This window comes from Clostridium chromiireducens (assembly GCF_002029255.1).
In the GTDB taxonomy this organism is placed as follows: domain Bacteria; phylum Bacillota; class Clostridia; order Clostridiales; family Clostridiaceae; genus Clostridium; species Clostridium chromiireducens.
In genome coordinates this window covers 1-21,028 of the sequence record NZ_MZGT01000077.1, presented here as the reverse complement: position 1 = coordinate 21,028, position 21,028 = coordinate 1, and the positions used below count along the sequence as shown (strand labels likewise).

Below are 21,028 nucleotides of genomic sequence, written 5' to 3'. Positions count from 1 at the left end.
AATCTATATTTATAAAAATCAAATTTCTCATTTATATAATTCTAAAAAAATAGGTGGAAGTCCACCTATAATAATAAAATAAGGAAATTAAGTATTAGTTGAATGGGGTATCTACACAGTATATACCTTTTCGTATTAATATATACCTCACATTTTCAGCAAAATAAAAATAACATATTTAACTAATGAATCCTTAATAAAACTTTTAAGTAAGTGAGTTATTTAATCTTTATCTTTTATGAATTTTCTGGTAGATTAGAAATAGTAATAATTCTTTAAAAAATTCAAACATAACTACATTATTTTATAGCTATATTTATTTAACGATATTACATTATACTAACTGAAAGGAATCAAAAAAATGAAATATGAAAAAATATTCTTATTAATTACTTTTTCTTTATCTTATTTCATAAGTATAGTGTTATTATCCGAAGAATTTATTGGAGCACTATTATTTATTTCCATGATTCCAGCTTTTGCTGCGATAATTTCAAATTTAATAGAATCTGCCTCAATAAAGGTTTTATTGAAGCCTTTTATTTATAAAGTCTCCTTTAAAAGCTTAATGTTTGCAGTTTTCTACCCATTGATAATAATATTTCTTTGTGCTTCTTCTGCTATACTTATTAAATGTGGTGTATTATCACAAGATTTGTATTATGCATCTATTAATATATTCAAACTAATTTTAATTTCTATTGTATTTTTTGTAGTCGGCTTACTCGAAGAATATGGATGGAGAGGATATTTGCTGCCTAGACTTATCAATAGATATAATTTAAGGACTGCCAATTTAATAATGGGATTGATTCTCATATTATATAAGCTTCCTGCCATAATCATATTAAATTTACATTATAATAAAAGAAAATTTATACTATATATATTGCTCCAAACTATAGCAATTTGGGTAATCAATTATGCTTTCACGCATCTTTTTACATTATCAGCAAACGTAATACTACCAAGCATTATGCACACGCTATGGAACAATGTAAATATAGCTGTCCTTGGAGATACTTATAGAAATGCTTCAAACGGGTTAATTCTCGGCAGGACACTCCTTATAAATGGTCAATGTTTGTTTGGAGTTATTTTCCTAAGCATATTTGCAGTTTACGCCCATAGAAGATTATTAAAGATTTCATCAGCATAACTTTTTCACTAGTTAATATTATTGTTATACATGTACACAGAAAAAAGTTTATTATATGGCAACATATAATAAACTTTTTTCATTATTCCTATGATGCCACAATTCTGTCACAAAATAACATTATAATAAAACTATGAACATTTTTCATTAATGTTTCCTTCATTTAATAATTTATTAACCGTTAAAAGAATGGCTTATTACACCCTAGTAAGCTATTCTTTTTTCTAAATTAATGTTGTAACTTCATCTTTTTCAATTATATATTCTAAGTGCAACGCTCTTGTTAATGATACATATAGCAATCTTTCATCCAATGTGTTTTCTTTGTAATTATCCATGCTTGGATTCATTATTATTGTACAATCAAATTCTAATCCTTTTGTTAGATAAGACGGAATTATAATCAAGTCTTCCGCTATCTCTTTTTCTTTACCAAAAATCAATTCAAAATTATATTTACTTTTTTTATTTAGAATGTTATATATTCCTTCCCCTTGTGAAATATCTTTAGTAATTATTGCTATTGTTCTTTTTCCGTAGTTTTGAACATCACTAATGATTTGTTCTATAGCCTGAACGCAATCATTATCACTGCCTATTTTTACTATTTTAGGCTTTTCACCATGTCTTAAAACTGGCTTCGCGTCTTTAAGACCTAAATTCTGAGCCTTCAAAGTTTTTTGTGCGAAATCAATTATTTCAACAGTAGACCTATAACTTTGAGTTAATTGAATGTAAGTAGCATTACCTTCAAAAACTTGTTCTGTTATATCATCCCATGTCTTTAAACCTTTATAATAGTATATTCCTTGTGCTAAATCTCCAACTAATGTCAAACCATTTCCTTTAGAAAAACAATTAACTAAATATACCTGAAACGGACTATAATCTTGTGCTTCATCTACTACTATATATTTAAATTTCTCATCTTCCTCTACTCCTTCAAGCAAAATCCGTATATACGCTAGTGCAGGTAAATCATCCTCATCAATTATTTTATTTTGAAAGTTAAAATTGAATTCTTCCCGCATATAGTCTGCCAATATTTTAGGAATTTTGTTACCAGTGGCTGTTTCAAACAAATCATCATTATAAAAATTATGATAAATATCTTTTGAATCCACATCTTTCCACTCTTTAAAGTAGTTATTAAATTCTTTCTTACTATTGTTTTTAACCTCTTCTTTAACTTTATCTCTTTCTTCATATAGACCTATGAGAAGCTTTCTTCTTTCCTCAGAATCTTTCATTTCTCTTCTTACTTCTCTTATTCTCTTTTCCCATTTATCATCTATTTCTATTAACAAACTTGATATTCTATCTTTAATTTTTAAGTTCAAATATCTCTTTATTTCGTTTTTTCTTTTATTTATTGGATAAGGTTTTAGATCCTTAATGTACAGCCTTGTTATTTCTTTTTTATCAAATAAAATCTCATTTCCAACTTTAATGTCATTTATATGAACTGTATTTTTTTCAACTAATGAAATATACCTATCTAACATTGTTTTAAATAACATAGTACCTTTAACCTTACTAGAGTTCACTATAAGTTTTTTAAGATGATTATCCTGCTCTTCTATTATCTTTAATAATTTTTCATCTTTATTATACATTTTCCCTTTTAATTTCAACTTTGATAATACCATTTCCTCAAAGGTACTTTGATTTACTTCCTCTGCTCCAAGGCTAGGTAAGATATCTGAAATATAACTTAGAAATAATTTATTTGGGGCTAAAACTAAAATCTCATCCCCACTCATACTTTCCTTATATCTATAAATAAGATATGCCAATCTATGTAATGCAATTGTAGTCTTCCCTGAACCTGCAGATCCCTGAACTATTATAGGAATGTTTTTAGGCCACCTTATTATTTCGTTTTGCTCGCGTTGAATTGTTGCAACAACTTCCTTTAGTTTTTTTCCCCTATTTTCCTCTAAATTAATCTTTAAGAATTCATCAACTAAATTTTGACCCTCTTCTTCATTTATTATAATTTCATTTATGCCTTCATCAAATAACCTTTCTATATCATTATTCTTATATAGAAATTTTCTTTTCAATTCTAAATGTCCCTCAATTATCCCCTTAGGAGCTTTATAATAAGCTTCTCCGCCAGTTCCGCTATAATAAAGATCAGCAACTGGTGCCCTCCAGTCAACTATAACTTCTTCCCCGTCTTTACTATTATTTATACCCTTCTTTCCAATATAGATGCTTTCAGTAAAGCCTTTTTTTTCTCTAAAGTCTACTCTTCCAAAATAAGGCTCACTTAGTGATTCCTCATACTTTTCAATATCCTGGGCTAAATGACTAAATATTCTTTCGTTAGCCTGCTTTTCTTCACTATAGCCTCCTTTAACTTCTTTATTTAAAGTGCTGAGTTTTCTTTCTACTTCTTCTACTTTTATTTTCTTTTCCTTTAGTTCCTGCATTATTATGTTTTTCTTTTGTAGTAAGGTTTCTCTTTCCTCTTTCAAACTTCTATCCATATCAGCACACACTATATAATGATATACAGAAAATTCATTATACTTTTCCTTTCTCGGATAAATTTCTATAATTAGGTATTATATCACAATATCTTGAATTAATCCTCAACATAATAAGTTTTTTATTATTTTACCAATCATTCTTAGCTACTCTTTTTTTCTCTCCAATATTTCGCTCCATCTTTAGTTCTATATAAAAACTTGTAATCTATCATACCTCTTCTGAGCAAAAAATAATCATTAAAACTGTGCCAGGTGTCAATAATTCTATTTATTTCTTTTTCACTGTAAATAACATCATATTCAAACTTTGTGCTTAGATACTCCAATATTTTCATCTTCACCTCCCTCTTTGCTGGCCAAACCTTAATAATTCCCTTATCATCTAAAAATCTCTCAATTGTTGTCATATTAAACCGCTCCTTATTTAATGATTCTTTCTAATATTCATTATATGTGTATTTTCATTTCATGTCTATTATTTTTATAAACAAAATAATATATGTTTATATATTTAATAAACACTCACACTTAATCAACGTTTTATTTAATAAATTTATATGTCCTAGATCACCAGCCTCATTCATATTCTTTCTAACTATCTCCCTTGTTATTGACTTGAGATTCTAACTATCAGGCCCTAAAGCAGATTTTCAACATCAAGTTGCTATCCATGATGGCACGAAAAAGGAATGGCTTACTCCTAAGCAAGTCATTCCTTTTTATACTTAATATTATTTACCTTCGCTTTTAATTCTTTACTCCTATATCTGCAGTCCACATAAAATCTATTACAATAGTGCTTAAAACACATATTTATTTAAATGCTTTTAAAACTAATGACGCATTATGTCCTCCAAATCCAAAAGAATTACTTAAAGCATAATTAATATTAGAATCTTTGCCTTCATTAGGTATATAATTCAAATCACATTCAGGATCTGGATTCTTATAATTTATTGTCGGAGGCAGAAAACCATCCCTAAGCGCTAAGGCTGTTATAATTGCCTCAACAGCTCCTGCCGCACCTAATAAATGACCTGTCATTGATTTTGTTGAGCTCATTGGCATTTCATAAGCATACTCACCGAAGACTGATTTCACAGCAGCAGTTTCATTCTTATCATTTGCCTTAGTCGAAGTTCCATGTGCATTTATATATCCAATTTCAGATGGCATTATACCAGCATCCTTGATAGCTATTTCCATACATCTTGCAGCTCCTTCTCCCCCTTCAGCTGGTGCAGTTATATGGAAAGCATCGTTTGTACAACCATATCCAACCACCTCGGCTATTATATTAGCTCCTCTGCTTAAAGCATGTTCAAGCTCTTCAAGAATTAATACTCCTGAACCTTCTCCTAAGATAAATCCATTTCTATCAATATCAAATGGTCTGCATGCCATCTCTGGATCAGAATTTGTTGTCATTGCCTTACTTGAACAAAAACCTGCTATAGTTAGTCTTGTAATGCAGGCTTCTGCACCTCCAGCTATCATTATATCTGCATCATCCCTTTGGATTACTTTAAACGCATCTCCAATTGAATTTGTAGATGAAGCACATGCAGTTACAGAACACTCATTATATCCCTTTGCTCCAAATTTTATTGCAACAAGTCCTGAAGCCATATTGCATATCATCATAGGAACCAAAAATGGGCTCACTCTGCGATATCCTTTTTCCTGAAATTCTGCACACTGGTTTTCTAAAGTTTCAATTCCACCAGTACCACTTCCAATTATTACTCCAAGCCTCTCTTTATTTATTTTATATAGATCAAGTTTTGAATCTGCCACGGCCATTTGAGCTGCTGTCAAAGCAAATTGCGCAAACCTATCCATTCTTCTACTTTCTTTTTTTTCAATAAAATCTTCTGGATTAAAATCTTTTACTTCAGATGCGACTTTGGCAGGTAAATCTGATACATCAATTCTCTCAATTTTACTAATTCCACATTTTCCTTCTTTAATTGATTGCCAAAGTTTATCTGCACCTATCCCCAGAGATGTAACAGCTCCCATGCCTGTGATAACTACTCTTCTTTTCATTTAAATCCTCCTATTTTACATAATAGTATATTTTTTAAATTTTTTCATAGTATTTACTTTGATTGTCATAATAGATATAATATATTGAAATGAATAAATATCGCCTTTCAATATAATTTTAATGGAAACTTTTTATTAAAATGAACAGATATTGCTTTTTAATATGATAACTATTTGTGAGAAAAGGTGTTAAATTATGAAAGACTTAAAAGAAACTATTATTGAAACTGTGGAATACATTGAGGAAAATCTTTATAATAAACTATCTTTAGATGATATATCTCTTTATACCGGTCTATCGAAATATTATTTGCATAGAATTTTCAAATCTTTGACTGGAGAGTCTATAATCGAATATGTACAAGGTCGAAAGTTAACTTCTAGTATTAGTGAACTTATAAACACTAATATGAGAATTATAGATATTGCTTTAAATTATGGCTTTGATTATGAGCAATCTTATATAAGGGCTTTTAAAAAGTGTTTTGGATGTACACCTTTAAAAATAAGATCTGATAAGACCTCATTAAGCCTAATTCTTAAAGAGAAAATCAATACAAATGATATTTTATCTGTTGGTGATTCTGTTACTTATACACCACACTTTGTTTTTAAGCAAAAATTTAATCTAATCGGTATTAAACATAAAATACTTAGTAAATCTGGCGATAAAAGCGCCAATGCCTATGGTCGAGATTTCTTTTACAATTATAAAAACAAAATCAAAAATATAATTAATCCTAATGAGTATTTTGGTTTTACAGACTGGAACAGTGATAGATTTATATACTATATTCCTAGTTCCCAAGTCTCGGACTTAACTAATATTCCTGAAGGAATGACAAGTATTTCTATCCCTGCTCATAAGTATGTAGTATTTCGCTTTGTCGGCTTCTTTCGTCCAGATGACCTTAATGGAAGACATTTAGGCCGTTTACTTGTTCAATTATATAGAAAATGGATTTTTAATTCAGGATATGAGTTTGCTGATACTTTTAGATTTGAATATATTGACAGCTCTGTATCAAAAGATAATTATTGCGAACTTTATGTATATCAACCCATAAAAGATATTCAAATTTGTGCTAATAAACATTATTAAATTTCAAGAAATTTCAAACAACAATTGTGTCTGCAAATAAGAAAAGGACTATTACTCTCTTATAAAGTGATAGTCTTTTTCTTATTTATCATTTCTTCATTGATTTTTTACTAGTATTGCATTTTAAATTTTGACTACAACTCCTAGAATCTTTTTTCTCTTCATTTGCCGTTGGAGTCAATTCATTAGAAAATTCCGTTGACAATCTTGATTTATAAATTTTATTACGTGCTCTACTTGTAACTACATTACTCCTTTTAGGATCCTTTACTAGTCCAAATCCCATATAAATTAACGAGTATACAGCAACCATTATTAATCCTGCTATAAGCCCAGATGACTGCCCAGAAATAAATGGCATACTGAAAATAACAACAATCATGCTGATAAGCCCAATCCATGACGTATATGGGTACCCAGGCATTTGACACTTCCCCTCTGGAGGGCATCCATTTCTTTTTCTGAACCTTATATGGGTTGCCATTATTGCTGCATAAGTAAAAAGTAACGCGAATCCACCAGAACTTAATAGAAACAAATAAATTCTTGGAAATAATAAACCTGTTCCTAATCCAACCAACATACAAAATCCAGAAAATAATATACCTTTATAAGGCACATCGCTAGTATCCTTCAACCATTTAGGGGCATGCCCTTCATCTGTAAGTGATCGTATCATTCTTCCAAGTCCAAACATTGCTGCAAGCATAGTAGACAGTATAGCCGTAATAAGCACTAAGTTAATTGCTGTACTGGCCCATCCCATTCCCCATCTATTAAGGGCAGCTACCATAGGACTTACTTCTTCGCTGAGCATAGCTGTAGGTATCAGCGGAAGTAGAAGAAAAACTGACAGAATATAAAACCCTACAAGACATACCACTGTATAATTAATCGCTTTAGGTATTGTTTCTTTTGGATTCTTAGCTTCCGAAGCTGCCAACCCAATTATTTCAAACCCTGCATATGAAAATATTACTATTAACATACTACCTGCAATACTTCTTATACCTCCTGGAATGAAAGGTTCTCTGCTAAGTTCCCCTACACCTATAGCAGATGTTCCTGGAATCAGCCCTACAATCAAACATATTGCTATAATCATGAATGATATTATTGCAAGCAATTTTACTGCGGCAAGACCGCTTTCTAGCTTACTTAGCTTATCAGCTCCTAATAAGTTAAGAAGAGTAACGCCAATTATAACGCTACCACCAAGTAATGATATAGATACATTGGGAACGAATTCCCTGACTAATATTGATACAGCTGTAGCTTCACTAGACATTGCTAAGACCATTCCAGTCCAATACACCCAGCCAACAACAAAGCCAGCTCCTGGACCAAAACTTTGTGCTGCAAAAGTTCTAAACGATCCAGAATCTGGGTTTGCAACAGTCATTTCTGATAAAGCGTAAAGTATAAAATAAACTAACACTCCTCCCAGTATATATGAAATCAAAATAGACGGTCCTGCAGCATGAATTGCTACTGCTGCTCCCAAGAAAAATGATCCCCCTATTACAGTTCCTAGTGCCATCATTGTAAGCTGCCACGCAGATAATCCCTTATGTTCTTTATCCATAATATTCTCCTCCGTTTCAAGACATACATAATATAAATTCTTTACTGTAATGTCTAGAATAACTTCTAGAATATTATTCCTCAAATTTAGAAATACATACAAGAATCTCCCCGTATGCAATTATAACAATACACCTTCTTATATTTAGAACAATAATAAGTTCTCAATTTAATCAATTATAAGTCTAGTTTTTATTGATCATGAATATTGTATATTAAAGTCTCACAATTACAGAACTTTTGAAATTGTAACAAAAAATCATAAGGAGGAAATTTCTCATGGTATTCTCTCTTCTACTAATAACCGGAATTTGTTGGACAATAGCTTACCTCGAATTAATCTATTTGGGTTTTAAGGAAAAAACTTATGGAATGCCATTTATTGCATTAGCTCTGAATTTTTCTTGGGAATCAATTCAGTCTTATATTGCTCTAAAAACTAATACCATAAATACTGAGACATTAGTTGTATTTGTGTGGTTATTTCTAGATTTCTTTATTCTTTGCACTTATTTATTATATGGTAAAAGATATTTTCCCAAACAAACTAGTACAGAGTATTTTATGCCTTGGACTATAATTATGTTTATAATGGCGTTTGTTATTCAATATTTCTTCATAATAGAATTTAAATCTTTAGGAGAAGTTTATTCCGTTTTCATTCAAAACCTTATAATGTCCATTTTGTTTATAAATATGCTTGTTCATAGAACAGATTCAAAAGGCCAAAATTTAATTATTGCTATAAACAAATGGATTGGTACCTTAGCTCCAACAGTATTGTACGGTATTATTTACGGAAGTAAACTAGTACTAGCACTTGGTATATTCTGTTCACTCTTTGATCTCATATATATGTACTTCTTAAGTAGTGTAAAAAAATCTGCAAATATATCGAAACAAAATATAATAAGGTATTAAGAGAATTTGAAATAACTAAGCTATTTTCATCATTTCTTACCCAAGTACACAATATATTCACTTTTTACAATTAACATTGTCTTAATTTCATAAAAAAATCCCTTTATTAGCGGTAACATACCAAATAAAGGGATTTCATAGTATTATTTACTTTTTATAAGAATTATTACTCATTTGCTTTTTTTATCAATATCTTGCTTATTCTTTTTCTATCACATTTTAATATGATAAAATCAAACTCCTTATAAGTAACTTTCTCTTTTACTTTAGGATATGATCCTAATTGAAAATAAACCCAACCTCCAATGGTATCTATGTTTTCATCTTCAATATCTGTCTCTAGCAATTCATTAACATCTCCAATTTGAACTTTTCCATCAACAACAAAGCTTCCATTTTCATTTTCTCTTATATCTTCTTCTCCATCGTCATCAAATTCATCTTGAATCTCTCCAACAATTTCTTCTAATATATCCTCAGAAGTCGCAAGTCCTGATGTGCCTCCAAATTCATCAATAATTATTGCCATTTGTGATTTTTCTTCTTTAAAAGTCTTAAATAATTCACTAATTGATAATGATTCCGGAACAAACTTTATCTCTCTAATAATTCCTTCTATATTTTCACTACCTTCAATCTTAAGTTTAAATAAGTCCTTGATATGGATAAAACCAATAACATTATCTTTACTGTCTCGGCATACTGGATATCTAGTTAATTGTTCTTCTAAGACAAATTTAATAATTTCATCGAAAGAATCCTCAATAAAAACACATGCCATATCAGTACGTGGAATCATTATTTCTCTTACGGTTTTCTCCGAAAAATCAAATATATTATCAACAAAAGTTAACTCAGTTTGGTCTATTAATCCATGTTTATAGCTATCTTCTACTAAAAGCTTTATTTCTTCATCCGTATGGGCTGCATCATGTTCATCAACTTGAGAAAAACCAAATAATTTTAATACAACTTCCGTGCTATGGTTAAAAGTCCACATTATCGGGTAAGTAATTTTATAAAATGCTATAAGCGGAAAAGCTGTATAAAGAGCTATTTTCTCAGAACTTATTATCGCCAGTGATTTAGGTACTAATTCACCAAGAACTATATGTAATCCTGTTATAATTGAAAATCCTAAAACAAATGAAATCGAATGAATTGTGCTATCGGATAAATTAAGTAAATTAAATAATGGCATTAACATTTTAGAAATTGCCGGCTCTCCTACCCAACCTAAGCCTAAAGATGCTAATGTTATTCCTAACTGACACGCTGACAAATATGAATTTAAATCTTTAACAACTCTTAAAGCATGTCTTGCGTTTTTATTTCCTTCAAGAGCTAATGTTTCTATCCTCGATTTTCTTACTTTTACCATTGCAAATTCTGTTGCTACAAAAAAACCATTCATAAATACTAATAAAATTACAATGATAATATTTATTATAATAATCATATATTGATAGTTTCCCTCCTAAGTTGTTGTAAGTATGTACTACTTAATACCATCTTAAATAATAAATACTATTATACCACATATTATTTACTAAACTTTAAAATAAAACATAAATAATTATATTTTATTTTACAGACCTTAATTAATTTACATCTTTCCATATATATTACTAAAAATTAAGGTTTTAATATTTCTTAAAATACTTATCTTAATCATTAAAATATTCTATATATTACACGCAATTTCCTTTGTAAATATATGTAATATAGGTTTATTAAATAAATTAACCTGAATTTTAACTTGAACAAAAAAATTTTATGTTAACTTTCTGTACATTACCTTAATAATCTTAATTTTTCAAATTACTTTCAGCTCTTCATATAAATTTATTAGAATAAAATTCATATGAAAAGACAATATAAAAATAATCATTAAAATTATAGTACAGGTTCAGTGGAGGATTACAATGAAAACATTGAAGAAAAACTTAACACTAATTATTATTTTAATCTTGTTATTAATCACATTTATAGGTAGTACTAAAAACAGTATATGTACAAGTGCACAAAATGTTCCTGGAAGAACGATTAGAGTAGTCGTCCTTCTCTCTTCCTTTAATGATGATTATATATCTATAGTCCAGCAAAATTTAAAAAAAATTCAAGATGAAAACAAAGGTACTATTGATTTCATTTTCTTTGATGGTAAAGGAGACCAAGATATTCAAAATGAGACTATGAGTTCAATATTTGAAACTGATTTTGATTTACTTTTAGCAAACTTGGTTGATATTAGCGCAAATAATGTTGATTCACTTATTAATAAAGTTAAACAAAAAAATATTCCAGTAATTTTATTTAATATATCGCCACTATCTACTGAATCAATTAAATCCTATCCAAAAGCACTTGTAATTGCAACTAATGCAGCACAATCTGGTATTTTACAAGGAAAGATTCTAGTAAATGATTGGAATAATAACAAAGCAAGTATAGATAAAAACAAAGATAATATCCTTCAATATGTAATGATAAAAAATAGAAACAATAATACATTAACAAATGCACGTACTCAATATTCCATTTCAGCGCTCAATGAAGCCGGTATAAAAACCCGTGAAGTCGCTATAGTAAACTCAACAGGGAGTAAGGATTCTACAAAAAATGATTTTGAACAAATATTCTTGCGATATAGTAATCAAATAGAATCAATTATTGCAAATGATGATACAATGGCTATTGGCGCTATTGAAGCTCTACAGAAATACGGCTATAACCTAGGAGATCCCTCCAAGACAATTCCTGTTGTTGGCGCCAACGCTATACCTGGAGCTAAAGATTTAATTAAAAGAGGAATTATGCTAGGCACTGTTGTTCAAGATGCACCTGCTATGGCTGAAGCTCTTTACAAGATTGGTGTAAATTTAGTTAACAATAATAATCCACTTGCTAACACAAACTACACCTTTAATGACACTGGAGTTGTAATCGAAATGCCTTATTATGAATATTCATCAAAATAATATGAAAGAGCCGCCATAATAGCTGCTCTTAAATGTTTTTTTATAAACTCTATTGTTTTTCATTACTATTGTTACTTAAAGGAAGTGCTTCTTTTAGTTTTGATAGCTGTTCCTTAAGTTTTTCATTTTCTTCTTTCAGAATTGAATTTATATCTTGTAATTTTTTAATACCATATACTTGACCCATAACTGCATCTTTTCCTGCGCTTAACTCTCCGATTATGCTTTCTTTCAATTCAGAAATATCCTTCTGTGTTAACTCAGGGAATTTTTCCTTTAATGTTTTATCAAATTTATCAACCTTTAGTTTTAATACATTTTCTATTGTATTAGTAATTCCAAAATCTTCATCAATCATATCCCAGATTTCTTTAGCTTTTGCAGTATAATTCGGATGTTTTAATAATTCTTTTTTTAATTTAGTTTTCTCTAATCTAGTTGATAGCACCTTTTGTATAGGCTTTAAAATTGTATCTAGCATTATAGAATACCTTTCCTTCTTAATTTATATTAAATAATATGAAACAATAACCTTAAAAGCTACTCCTTAATAATTATTTATTTTAATAAATAATATTTGAAACTTTTTTGCATCAACAAAAAAGTACAGCCAACTAAATGGCTGTACTATGATATGAGATTATGAGTCTTAAGATACTTGGGATTTGTTATTTTGTATGAATAAATAATAACATAATACGACAAAATAATCTATATATTTTATAATTTTTATTTGATTGATCAAAATATACTTTGTATTGGAATAATTACTCTGACATTAGTAAAACATATTAAAGAATCGGCATTAATCTCTATTCCTCTAATTTCTTTTAAATAAAGACGTAGCTTTATTTCTAAGCTACGTCTAATAAATTAATTTCTCGAGTACAGTTCTAGTTCTTTACTATTTCAGTTTTCCAAAATCTTTAAAAGGATAAAATACAAATTGTGCTTTTCCCTCTATTTTAGAACTGTCTATATAATGATCTTCCCAATATCTAGCATCTTTAGATACTGGTCTATTATCACCTAGGAAAAAGTATTTTCCTTCTGGCACCTCAAATTTACCATTGTATTTATCTTTGTTTTTAACATAATCCTCTTGAACCTTTTCACCATTTACATATACTTCACCATTTTTTATTTCTATCTTATCCCCTGGCAATCCTATTAATCGCTTTACCAATGTTTCAGCTAATTCATCAGAATAAAATACAATTATATCTCCCCTTTGAAGGTTAGCCATATTATGTATCCTAGTAACTACTACTTTATCATCTTTATTTATAGTTGGAATCATTGAACCAGTAGGAACATATACATTAAAAAATACAAATTGCCTTAATAAATATACTATTACTAAAGCAGTAAATATAGGAACTACCCACTCTTTAAAAAAATTACTCCTCTTTGTTTCATTTTCTTTAAATTCAATATTTTCTTCCAAAAAAAATCACTCCTCAATCTTCAACTTATATTTCAATATTTTTTCCTTAATCCAAAAATAAAATTTACACTTAAAGCTTATTCAAAATAAAAAAGTTCCTCATATTTTTTATCCAAGGCTATGCAACGTAGTAATGCTAACTTTTCACTAGGCAAAATTGTCATGTTTCGATGGAGCTTATGGTTTGACGAGATGCATTAACCATTTCTGCCAATTCCCCCTGGTTTTATTCCTTTCTAATATCTCCTCTTTATTCATTTTTCCAACTCCTATCATATAGATAATGGTAGTAAAAAATTTCAACTTTGTCAAATATACTTGTCAAAATAATAAAGCAGACTATCCTGTAGCCTGCTTTATCTTTTTATCTAATTCGCCTCATTCTCTTATTGCAATATATTTCATTATCGTCTCTCTCCATATGAATATATGACCTATAAATTAACAAATTGCGCAAGAACCTTATTAAACTTTTCTTTTTCATCATAAAATAATCCATGTCCACTCTCATTAAATGGTATAAGTTTTGAATTACTTATTCTTTGTTTTTGAGCCTCGGCTAACTGAAAAAGGCAAACTTGATCATGAATGCCATGAAGGATTAATGTCGGTACAGTTATTTTTTCAAGATCCGAAAATAACATTTCCTCACCTAACCAAGTATTTGCAGTTTCAGCAGTAGACCAACCTGCTGCCTGTAATCCTAATTGAAAGAACCATTCTGAAAATGCTTCGCTTATATGTTTATAGAAAAAGATATCACCAAATCCCTTAAGCATTTTAGGTCTATCCGAGTAGGTCCCTTTAATAATATCTATTACTGATTCTTTTGGTAATCCGTAAGGAAAGTTTGGCCGCCGAATAAGACTTGGTGCTGCAGCTGCACAAAGGACTAGCTTTGAAACTCCGTGTTCTTTATGCCTAGCCATATACCTTACAGCAATTGCGCCACCTGTTGAATGCCCTACCAATGTAAATTCATCTAGATTAAGTACCTCAATAACTTTTCTCACATCATCGGATAATCTATCGTAGTCATATCCATTGAAAGGTTTATCTGAATCTCCAAATCCCCTTTGATCTATGCCAATACATCGAAAGCCCATCTTAGGCAACACATTAAATTGATATTCAAACAATTTATGACTGCCTGGCCATCCATGTAAAAATACAATGGTCTTCTCGCCCTCTTCATTAAGATCCTCTACATAGATTTTCACATCTGGTTCCACTTTAACGTAGTAACCCATAAAAATTCCTCCAAATAATAAACTTTTCCTTAATAGCTTATTCTTTCAGATGCAATAAGTGAATCAGTTTTACACTTTCTATGGTTTTTGCGAATATTTGGCTCCAATTATATTTTCATTTCATTCATTTTAATACTTTCATAAAAGGAAACGCCTTCATTACTCTTAATTACTTCAATAAAAATCCTTGCAATTTCCGGATCAAATTGTGTTCCAATGCATTGTTCAATTTCTAGTATACCTTCTTCATAAGTCTTCCTATTGTTATATGGCCTATTTGAAGTCATGGCATCAAAACTATCTATTACCGTAAGAACTCTAGCAAGATATGGTATCTCTTCACCTTTTAAATTATTTGGATATCCGTTCCCATCATATCTCTCGTGGTGACTTAATATAAGAGGAATAATATCTTGGAGCGATTCTACTGATTTTATAATTTCCACTCCATTCTCTGGATGCTGCTTTAATTCTTCCCATTCCAAATCTGTGAGCTTCATCTTTTTCAGTAATATATCTTTACTAATATTAATTTTCCCAATATCATGCATATAAGCACCATAAATTAAAATCTTACTATCCTTTTCATTTAATTTAAGCTTTTCAACCATCATTCTGCTATACACAACTACTCTTTCTATATGTCCATAGGTATATTTATCCTTTGCATTTATAACGCTAATTAATGTTTTTATTGATGCTACAAGCTCAATATCTTTTTCATCTATATTTTTCTTAATTTCATCTAAAATTGATGTGTAAGCTTCAACTCTATTTTTATTAAAAAACTTTGCTCTGTATAATGCATCATCTGCACTTTTTATTAACTCTATATCATTTTTTGCTTTATCTGGATAAATAGATACCCCAATTGATGCTGTAATCTTACCTCCAGGTTGATTTTCTTCACCTTCAAAATATGTAACTTCTATTTCTTTCCTTAATTTTTCTGCTATGTCCATTGCCTGTCCTTCGTCAGTATTAGGCAATACTATTGCAAATTCCTCACCGCCATACCTTGCAGCGATATCATCTTTTCTTACAGCAGACTTAATAATCCCACCTATCTTTTTAAGAATGTAATCACCTTTTTGATGTCCGTGAGTATCATTATACTGCTTAAAATAATCTATATCTATAAAAATCATGGATACTGGTTTATCATCCCTTTTTCCAATCTTAATTTTCTCTAGTAACGTATCATAAAAATATCTGTGGTTATACAATTCAGTAAGACCATCAACATTAATTAATTCTTCAAGCTTTTTAATGTGTTCTCCTTCGACTTTTACATAGAACCCTAAAGGCCAAGCTGTTAAAATAAAAACTCCTGCTAAAATTAAATCATTTTCAAAATTAACATTTATAACTGCATTAGGTTGCATAAGTATATCCATAGATAAAACAATTATTGATGAAACACCTGAAACTATAAACCCTTGTTTCATTCCAGATTGAATGGTTGTTGTTATTATAATAAATAGGAATAACAATTTATATTCACTTTGGTTGACACCACAAATAAATGTGACCAAAGAAAATAATACAATAAATAGACTAATTTCAATTTTATTAGGTATATCTTCATAACTATTTTTTGTAGAAAAAGACCATCCACAATAAATTAAAATTAATATAAGCAATGGTACAAACAAAACTGATAGAGTGTAGTACGAATGAGTAGAATATAATATTAGACTACCATTTTCAGCGAATTCCTTACAAAAAATTATTCCTATAAGTAAAAGTGAAGATAATTTCACTATGGATACTATATCGTTTATTTGTCTTTGCCTATTATTCTTTACGTTTTTCATATATTATACCTCATAATAATTACGATGAGACTGATAAATCAGCCCCATTCTCTACATACTATTCATCTTCTAGACATTTTGGTTCCACTGGTTGATAAGATGAAAAAACACAAGCGGAAGTAGCTACTATTGATGCAAATATAGTGGCTAATGTTGCTACAGTCATTAAAATTTTCTTTTTCATTTCTAATACCTCCTTTTAAATTAATATTATTTAAAGAGTTTATCTAATTTTTTCATTACCGAATGTCCATATTTAGTTAAAGAAAAAACTTGCCATGTCATTCCCATATAGATACATACGGAATATACTAGTATATTCTTATTTCTGATAAAATAATAATATACAATTTCAACTATTATAATAATTAGATAAACACTTAAAATCATCATAGATCTCTTTTTTAATCTAGTTCTTTTTTTTAGACTCTTAATGGGTTTTGCTAAGCTATCCACCGGTGCCAATTTACGTACTATATAATATGACCATGTAAATATAATACATCCAATCATAATAACTAAACTAAAACTAATATTTATATATTTTGACATTAATCCCATGCCAACTCCAGTAACAGTTCCTATAATTGCACATCTTCCAGGAGAACTCGCATGAACTCCTCCTGAACTCTTTCTTAATATACTTATTGTAAATGATACTATTAGTGCTTCAGCGACAACATGAAAAATGATTCCAAATATTATAACAAGTACTATACAAATTACCATTTGGATAAAAGTAAAGATTCCATAATTTATTACAGATTTTTTGTCATCATCTAATTTTAACTCTTGAGCGATATTATTTGAAATTTTTTCACTTATATATTCGATTTTTAGCATTTTTATTTTTTCCTTTTTTCTTAAAATAATAATAACTAAGAACAATAAATATAAATCCAATAAGCGAGGGTAATCCATATATTATCTTTAGCGGTGGATTTGACATTATTGCCTGTAATTGTTCTTTAAATATAAAATTTAATGCCAATAAATTCAATAATTCAATTACGAATAAGCATATAGTTGTCGTTATTGATGATTTTATCGCTGAAATAATCTCTATTTTATTAATAAAAATTAAAATTACAATTTGTATAATAATAGCTAGTATCGTATGTACTCCATAGTTTATTGGAAGCATTCTAACCAAAAATGTGCCTATTGCTAATAAAAAACTGCTAATTAAGTACTTATTTACATCTAGTTTTTTATTAGAAAATACATATGCTGCAAATATATATACAAGTGCTTCCGGTATCGTTCTTATTGTAAACTCCAATACTGTTAATTGTAACATTGCATTTCCCCCTTTGATGTCAAATTATTAATTTTTTTTATAGAGAAATATATTATAATAAATACAAACATCCTAATAAACACATCACCAATACTAAGAATACTGTATCCTAAATCTATGTAATCAGTTAATATCTTCAATTTAGCTTGCGAATCTCCTAATATATGAATATCATTTACTAAACTAAATGTCTCTGGTTTCACATATCCTGTTAGATACGACAATGTCGGATAAGCTGGCATAAATCCACCATTAGCTTTCATTGTAATCTCATTCAAGAATCCACCTAAAAGCACAAACCCTGCCCCTATTATTGAGCTAGTATATATTTCGTATTTAAATACTAATAGTAAATGGAGACATAAATAAATAGGCTCAAGGTTCCTTATAAATCCAACAAACTCATAGTTACCTGAGAAAATAATGACTTGTTCAATCAAATAAATTATTTGGAATATAAGCAAAGGATAAATAGTCCAAGATTTAAATAATTGACTTATTTCATATCCATTAATCTTTGCAACCAAAAACGCAAGTAATATTGTTTCTAGCATATTCCCCCCCCAATTGAACGCGCAGCTCTCAAATATATATAGTACTAATCACCATTTATATATCTTACAGCGCATAAACTGTATAACATCACATAATATACATTATAATATTAATTTTCCTACTTTTCCACATTATTCTTATAGTTAATTAGTTCTAATTGAATTAAATTAGCACCTACTATAAAAATCCTCATTTGAAATCATTGATTTTAGTAAATAATAACTCTCTTCGATTTCACTTGGAATATCCACATGTGCAATAAAACTTTTACCGTTAGGACCATATCCATTTTCATCATCTTTTAGTCTTGGTATTTCTCCCATTATAAGTTGAAAATATCTTTGTTCATCCCATATCCCATTTATATCGACATTTCTTAATTTAAAATTTTCATCAATACTTGGAATGAACGGTGCGTAATTTCTTAATTTCACTTTCTCTGGATTAACATACTTTAAAAATGACGCATAAGTTCTAAGCTGCATAGTTGGATCTTGAACTAAAAGCAGCGAACTATATTCAATATTTAATTCTTCTAATAATTCCACAGCTTTTTTAGCATTATCACCACAATTTATTGATTTATTTTCCACAATTATTTTCTCTGAATCAATTTTATAAACCTTAGTCATGATTTCAAAAATCATATCCGCTTCAGCTTTATTCTCTACACTAATAAATTTATATATATCATCTTTTCTTATTTCATTTCTTAAAATTTCAGTTGAATGTCCTATACCACCGTTTATTAAAATTTTATCACATAATTTATCTTCATATGCTTTAACAGCGCATTTGATTGTATACGGAATTGAGTTTCCAAGCAGAACTAATATATCGACCTTATTAATACCAAATTTATTTTCTAGCTCATTAATATCTAATCTACCAATATCTCTAGCAGCAAGAAATTCTGATATTTGGTTTATACAATATTGAATTTTCACATTTTCCATTACTAGTCACTCCTGTTTAAGTTATATTAATTTTGTTCTCCATTGGATTTATTTATGAAAGATAAAATTATAATTGTAACTATAATACATAATGTTCCTATCCATTGTGATATTCCAAGCGGTACGTTAAGCCATATGACCGATAAAAAAGCTGCTGATAAAGGCTCAGCAGATGATAATACACTTGCCTCTGTTGGTTTAACGTACTTTAGGCTTTCTAAATAGCAATAAAAGGCAATTAACGTTCCAAATAGCACAACAAAAATAACAGCTAATACCGATTCTATGGACCATTCACCGATAAAATCCCATGGTTTATGTATAAAACTGAACGCTATTCCTCCGATTAGCATTCCCCATGCTACAGTGATTGTAGAACCAAATTTATTAAGTAGGTATTTAGGTTGAACCGTATAAAAAGCTGCTGCAAATGCTGAACTTATTCCCCAAAATAATGCTAATTTAGATATTGAAATACTACTAACATTTCCTTTGGTTATTATCAAAAACGTGCCCAGCATAGCCAAAATAATTCCCAAAATTTCTTGAATACTTGGACGTTTCCTAGTTTTAATTGAAATATATATAGTGATTATTACAGGAGATAGATACTGCAGAATGGTCGCAGTTGCCGCATTTCCATATTTAATAGCAGCAAAATACGTGTATTGAACGCTTAGCATTCCCATAATTCCAAACATCAAAATGTTTAAGCAGTCATATTTCGATTTCCAAACTTCTAGCACTGCTCTATTGCTCTTTATAAATGCATAAATTAATAGTATTATTCCAGATATCAGCAATCTAATATCCACTAGCCATTCTGGACTAAATCCACTTTTCTGGAACAAGTATTGCGCAACTGTACCAGAAATCCCCCAAAGCATAGATCCTATTAAAATCAATATTATTCCCGTTCCTCTTCCTTTAGTCTTCACTATTATTGTCACTCTCTTTTCTTTTCCTATTTTGCATCAATTAATAAATTATACCATGTTTTATGTATATTTACTCATTTTATCTTTAAATATAATCTATGCTAATAGACAGTTAAAGATATTTTTTTATTTTACTTAAATATTTTAAGTAAAATAAAAAAGGTAGATTAAACACTAAAGTATAATCTACCTCTTAAAAATAATTATTTAGCTCGCAAGAAATTTTCATAGCTTTCAATTTTATCCTCTCTATGGTTATTTTTTAACCACTCATTATAGTGTAAAATATTTTCTTCAATTTTTTTTATATTTATTTGCTTACTAATCTCTTTTCTCTTTTCTGCATACATATTAATTTTTATTATATTTCCCATCTCTGAACTCTCCTTTCTATATATATCATCTTTTTCATTAAAATTATAATAATTTTAGTTTTATATTATTTCTATCTTTATACTATCATTCTATCAT

20 protein-coding genes and 1 pseudogene are annotated in these 21,028 nt (G+C 29.2%); 4 read left to right on the top strand and 17 right to left on the bottom strand.

Annotation, left to right across the window (positions count from 1 at the left end):
• The first annotated feature begins 361 nt into the window (after nucleotides 1-361).
• Entirely contained in the window at nucleotides 362-1,159 is a 798-nt protein-coding gene (locus CLCHR_RS20325) for a CPBP family intramembrane glutamic endopeptidase (RefSeq protein ID WP_079441740.1), read from the top strand.
• A gap of 224 nt (nucleotides 1,160-1,383) precedes the next feature.
• On the opposite strand, the gene helD is transcribed toward CLCHR_RS20325, so the two are convergent.
• From helD to fabF, 3 genes are all read right to left on the bottom strand, one after another.
• The gene (gene helD / locus CLCHR_RS20320) at nucleotides 1,384-3,654 is read right to left on the bottom strand and encodes an RNA polymerase recycling motor HelD (protein WP_079441739.1); all 2,271 of its coding nucleotides are present in this window, start codon (nucleotides 3,652-3,654) and stop codon (nucleotides 1,384-1,386) included.
• A 143-nt stretch (nucleotides 3,655-3,797) separates the two neighbouring features.
• Nucleotides 3,798-4,064 carry a DUF2087 domain-containing protein gene (locus CLCHR_RS20315; protein WP_079441738.1) on the bottom strand — a complete coding sequence of 89 codons (267 nt, stop codon included), beginning with the start codon at nucleotides 4,062-4,064 and terminating at the stop codon, nucleotides 3,798-3,800.
• A 406-nt stretch (nucleotides 4,065-4,470) separates the two neighbouring features.
• Nucleotides 4,471-5,706 carry a beta-ketoacyl-ACP synthase II gene (gene fabF, locus CLCHR_RS20310; protein ID WP_079441737.1) on the bottom strand — a complete coding sequence of 412 codons (1,236 nt, stop codon included), beginning with the start codon at nucleotides 5,704-5,706 and terminating at the stop codon, nucleotides 4,471-4,473.
• A 196-nt stretch (nucleotides 5,707-5,902) separates the two neighbouring features.
• On the opposite strand from fabF, the gene CLCHR_RS20305 reads away from it, so the two are divergent.
• Nucleotides 5,903-6,808, top strand: coding sequence for an AraC family transcriptional regulator (locus CLCHR_RS20305; protein WP_079441736.1), 906 nt, complete (start codon nucleotides 5,903-5,905; stop codon nucleotides 6,806-6,808).
• A gap of 88 nt (nucleotides 6,809-6,896) precedes the next feature.
• Here CLCHR_RS20305 and CLCHR_RS20300 read toward each other — a convergent pair whose 3' ends face one another.
• A complete protein-coding gene (locus CLCHR_RS20300) occupies nucleotides 6,897-8,393 on the bottom strand; it encodes an amino acid permease (RefSeq protein ID WP_079441735.1) in 1,497 nt (498 codons plus the stop codon).
• A 278-nt stretch (nucleotides 8,394-8,671) separates the two neighbouring features.
• Here CLCHR_RS20300 and CLCHR_RS20295 point away from each other — a divergent pair, with 278 nt between their 5' ends.
• Nucleotides 8,672-9,313 (top strand): transmembrane-type terpene cyclase, encoded by a 642-nt coding sequence (locus CLCHR_RS20295; protein WP_079441734.1) that lies wholly within the window; start codon nucleotides 8,672-8,674, stop codon nucleotides 9,311-9,313.
• A 166-nt stretch (nucleotides 9,314-9,479) separates the two neighbouring features.
• On the opposite strand, the gene CLCHR_RS20290 is transcribed toward CLCHR_RS20295, so the two are convergent.
• On the bottom strand, nucleotides 9,480-10,772 hold the full coding sequence (locus tag CLCHR_RS20290; protein ID WP_079441733.1) for a hemolysin family protein: 1,293 nt from the start codon (nucleotides 10,770-10,772) through the stop codon (nucleotides 9,480-9,482).
• Between the two features lie 466 nt (nucleotides 10,773-11,238).
• Here CLCHR_RS20290 and CLCHR_RS20285 point away from each other — a divergent pair, with 466 nt between their 5' ends.
• Complete coding sequence (locus tag CLCHR_RS20285; protein WP_079441732.1) at nucleotides 11,239-12,294, top strand: galactose ABC transporter substrate-binding protein; 1,056 nt, start codon at nucleotides 11,239-11,241, stop codon at nucleotides 12,292-12,294.
• Between the two features lie 49 nt (nucleotides 12,295-12,343).
• Here CLCHR_RS20285 and CLCHR_RS20280 read toward each other — a convergent pair whose 3' ends face one another.
• The 12 genes and pseudogenes from CLCHR_RS20280 to CLCHR_RS24985 form a co-directional block, all read right to left on the bottom strand.
• Complete coding sequence (locus CLCHR_RS20280) at nucleotides 12,344-12,775, bottom strand: hypothetical protein (RefSeq protein ID WP_079441731.1); 432 nt, start codon at nucleotides 12,773-12,775, stop codon at nucleotides 12,344-12,346.
• Nucleotides 12,776-13,198: 423 nt separating this feature from the next.
• Nucleotides 13,199-13,741 (bottom strand): signal peptidase I, encoded by a 543-nt coding sequence (gene lepB / locus CLCHR_RS20275; RefSeq protein WP_079441730.1) that lies wholly within the window; start codon nucleotides 13,739-13,741, stop codon nucleotides 13,199-13,201.
• Nucleotides 13,742-13,818: 77 nt separating this feature from the next.
• A pseudogene (locus CLCHR_RS25340) lies at nucleotides 13,819-13,967 on the bottom strand (helix-turn-helix transcriptional regulator); the annotation flags it as partial.
• A 208-nt stretch (nucleotides 13,968-14,175) separates the two neighbouring features.
• Nucleotides 14,176-14,991 carry an alpha/beta fold hydrolase gene (locus CLCHR_RS20265; protein WP_079441729.1) on the bottom strand — a complete coding sequence of 272 codons (816 nt, stop codon included), beginning with the start codon at nucleotides 14,989-14,991 and terminating at the stop codon, nucleotides 14,176-14,178.
• A gap of 107 nt (nucleotides 14,992-15,098) precedes the next feature.
• Nucleotides 15,099-16,808 carry a bifunctional diguanylate cyclase/phosphohydrolase gene (locus tag CLCHR_RS20260; protein WP_079441728.1) on the bottom strand — a complete coding sequence of 570 codons (1,710 nt, stop codon included), beginning with the start codon at nucleotides 16,806-16,808 and terminating at the stop codon, nucleotides 15,099-15,101.
• Nucleotides 16,809-16,866: 58 nt separating this feature from the next.
• A complete protein-coding gene (locus CLCHR_RS20255; RefSeq protein WP_079441727.1) occupies nucleotides 16,867-16,992 on the bottom strand; it encodes a cyclic lactone autoinducer peptide in 126 nt (41 codons plus the stop codon).
• Nucleotides 16,993-17,018: 26 nt separating this feature from the next.
• Complete coding sequence (locus CLCHR_RS20250; RefSeq protein WP_079441726.1) at nucleotides 17,019-17,651, bottom strand: accessory gene regulator ArgB-like protein; 633 nt, start codon at nucleotides 17,649-17,651, stop codon at nucleotides 17,019-17,021.
• Nucleotides 17,626-18,108 carry a hypothetical protein gene (locus CLCHR_RS20245; RefSeq protein WP_079441725.1) on the bottom strand — a complete coding sequence of 161 codons (483 nt, stop codon included), beginning with the start codon at nucleotides 18,106-18,108 and terminating at the stop codon, nucleotides 17,626-17,628. The genes CLCHR_RS20250 and CLCHR_RS20245 overlap by 26 nt, the downstream gene beginning before the upstream one ends.
• Nucleotides 18,096-18,662: a DUF5317 family protein gene (locus CLCHR_RS20240; RefSeq protein WP_079441724.1), complete on the bottom strand. Its 567-nt coding sequence runs from the start codon at nucleotides 18,660-18,662 to the stop codon at nucleotides 18,096-18,098. Before CLCHR_RS20240 ends, CLCHR_RS20245 begins: the two co-directional genes overlap by 13 nt.
• A gap of 168 nt (nucleotides 18,663-18,830) precedes the next feature.
• Complete coding sequence (locus CLCHR_RS20235; protein WP_079441723.1) at nucleotides 18,831-19,619, bottom strand: YdcF family protein; 789 nt, start codon at nucleotides 19,617-19,619, stop codon at nucleotides 18,831-18,833.
• Between the two features lie 26 nt (nucleotides 19,620-19,645).
• Complete coding sequence (locus CLCHR_RS20230; protein ID WP_079441741.1) at nucleotides 19,646-20,557, bottom strand: DMT family transporter; 912 nt, start codon at nucleotides 20,555-20,557, stop codon at nucleotides 19,646-19,648.
• Between the two features lie 203 nt (nucleotides 20,558-20,760).
• Nucleotides 20,761-20,931, bottom strand: a complete 171-nt coding sequence (locus tag CLCHR_RS24985; RefSeq protein WP_169896859.1) for a hypothetical protein — start codon at nucleotides 20,929-20,931, stop codon at nucleotides 20,761-20,763.
• Between the last annotated feature and the right edge of the window lie 97 nt (nucleotides 20,932-21,028).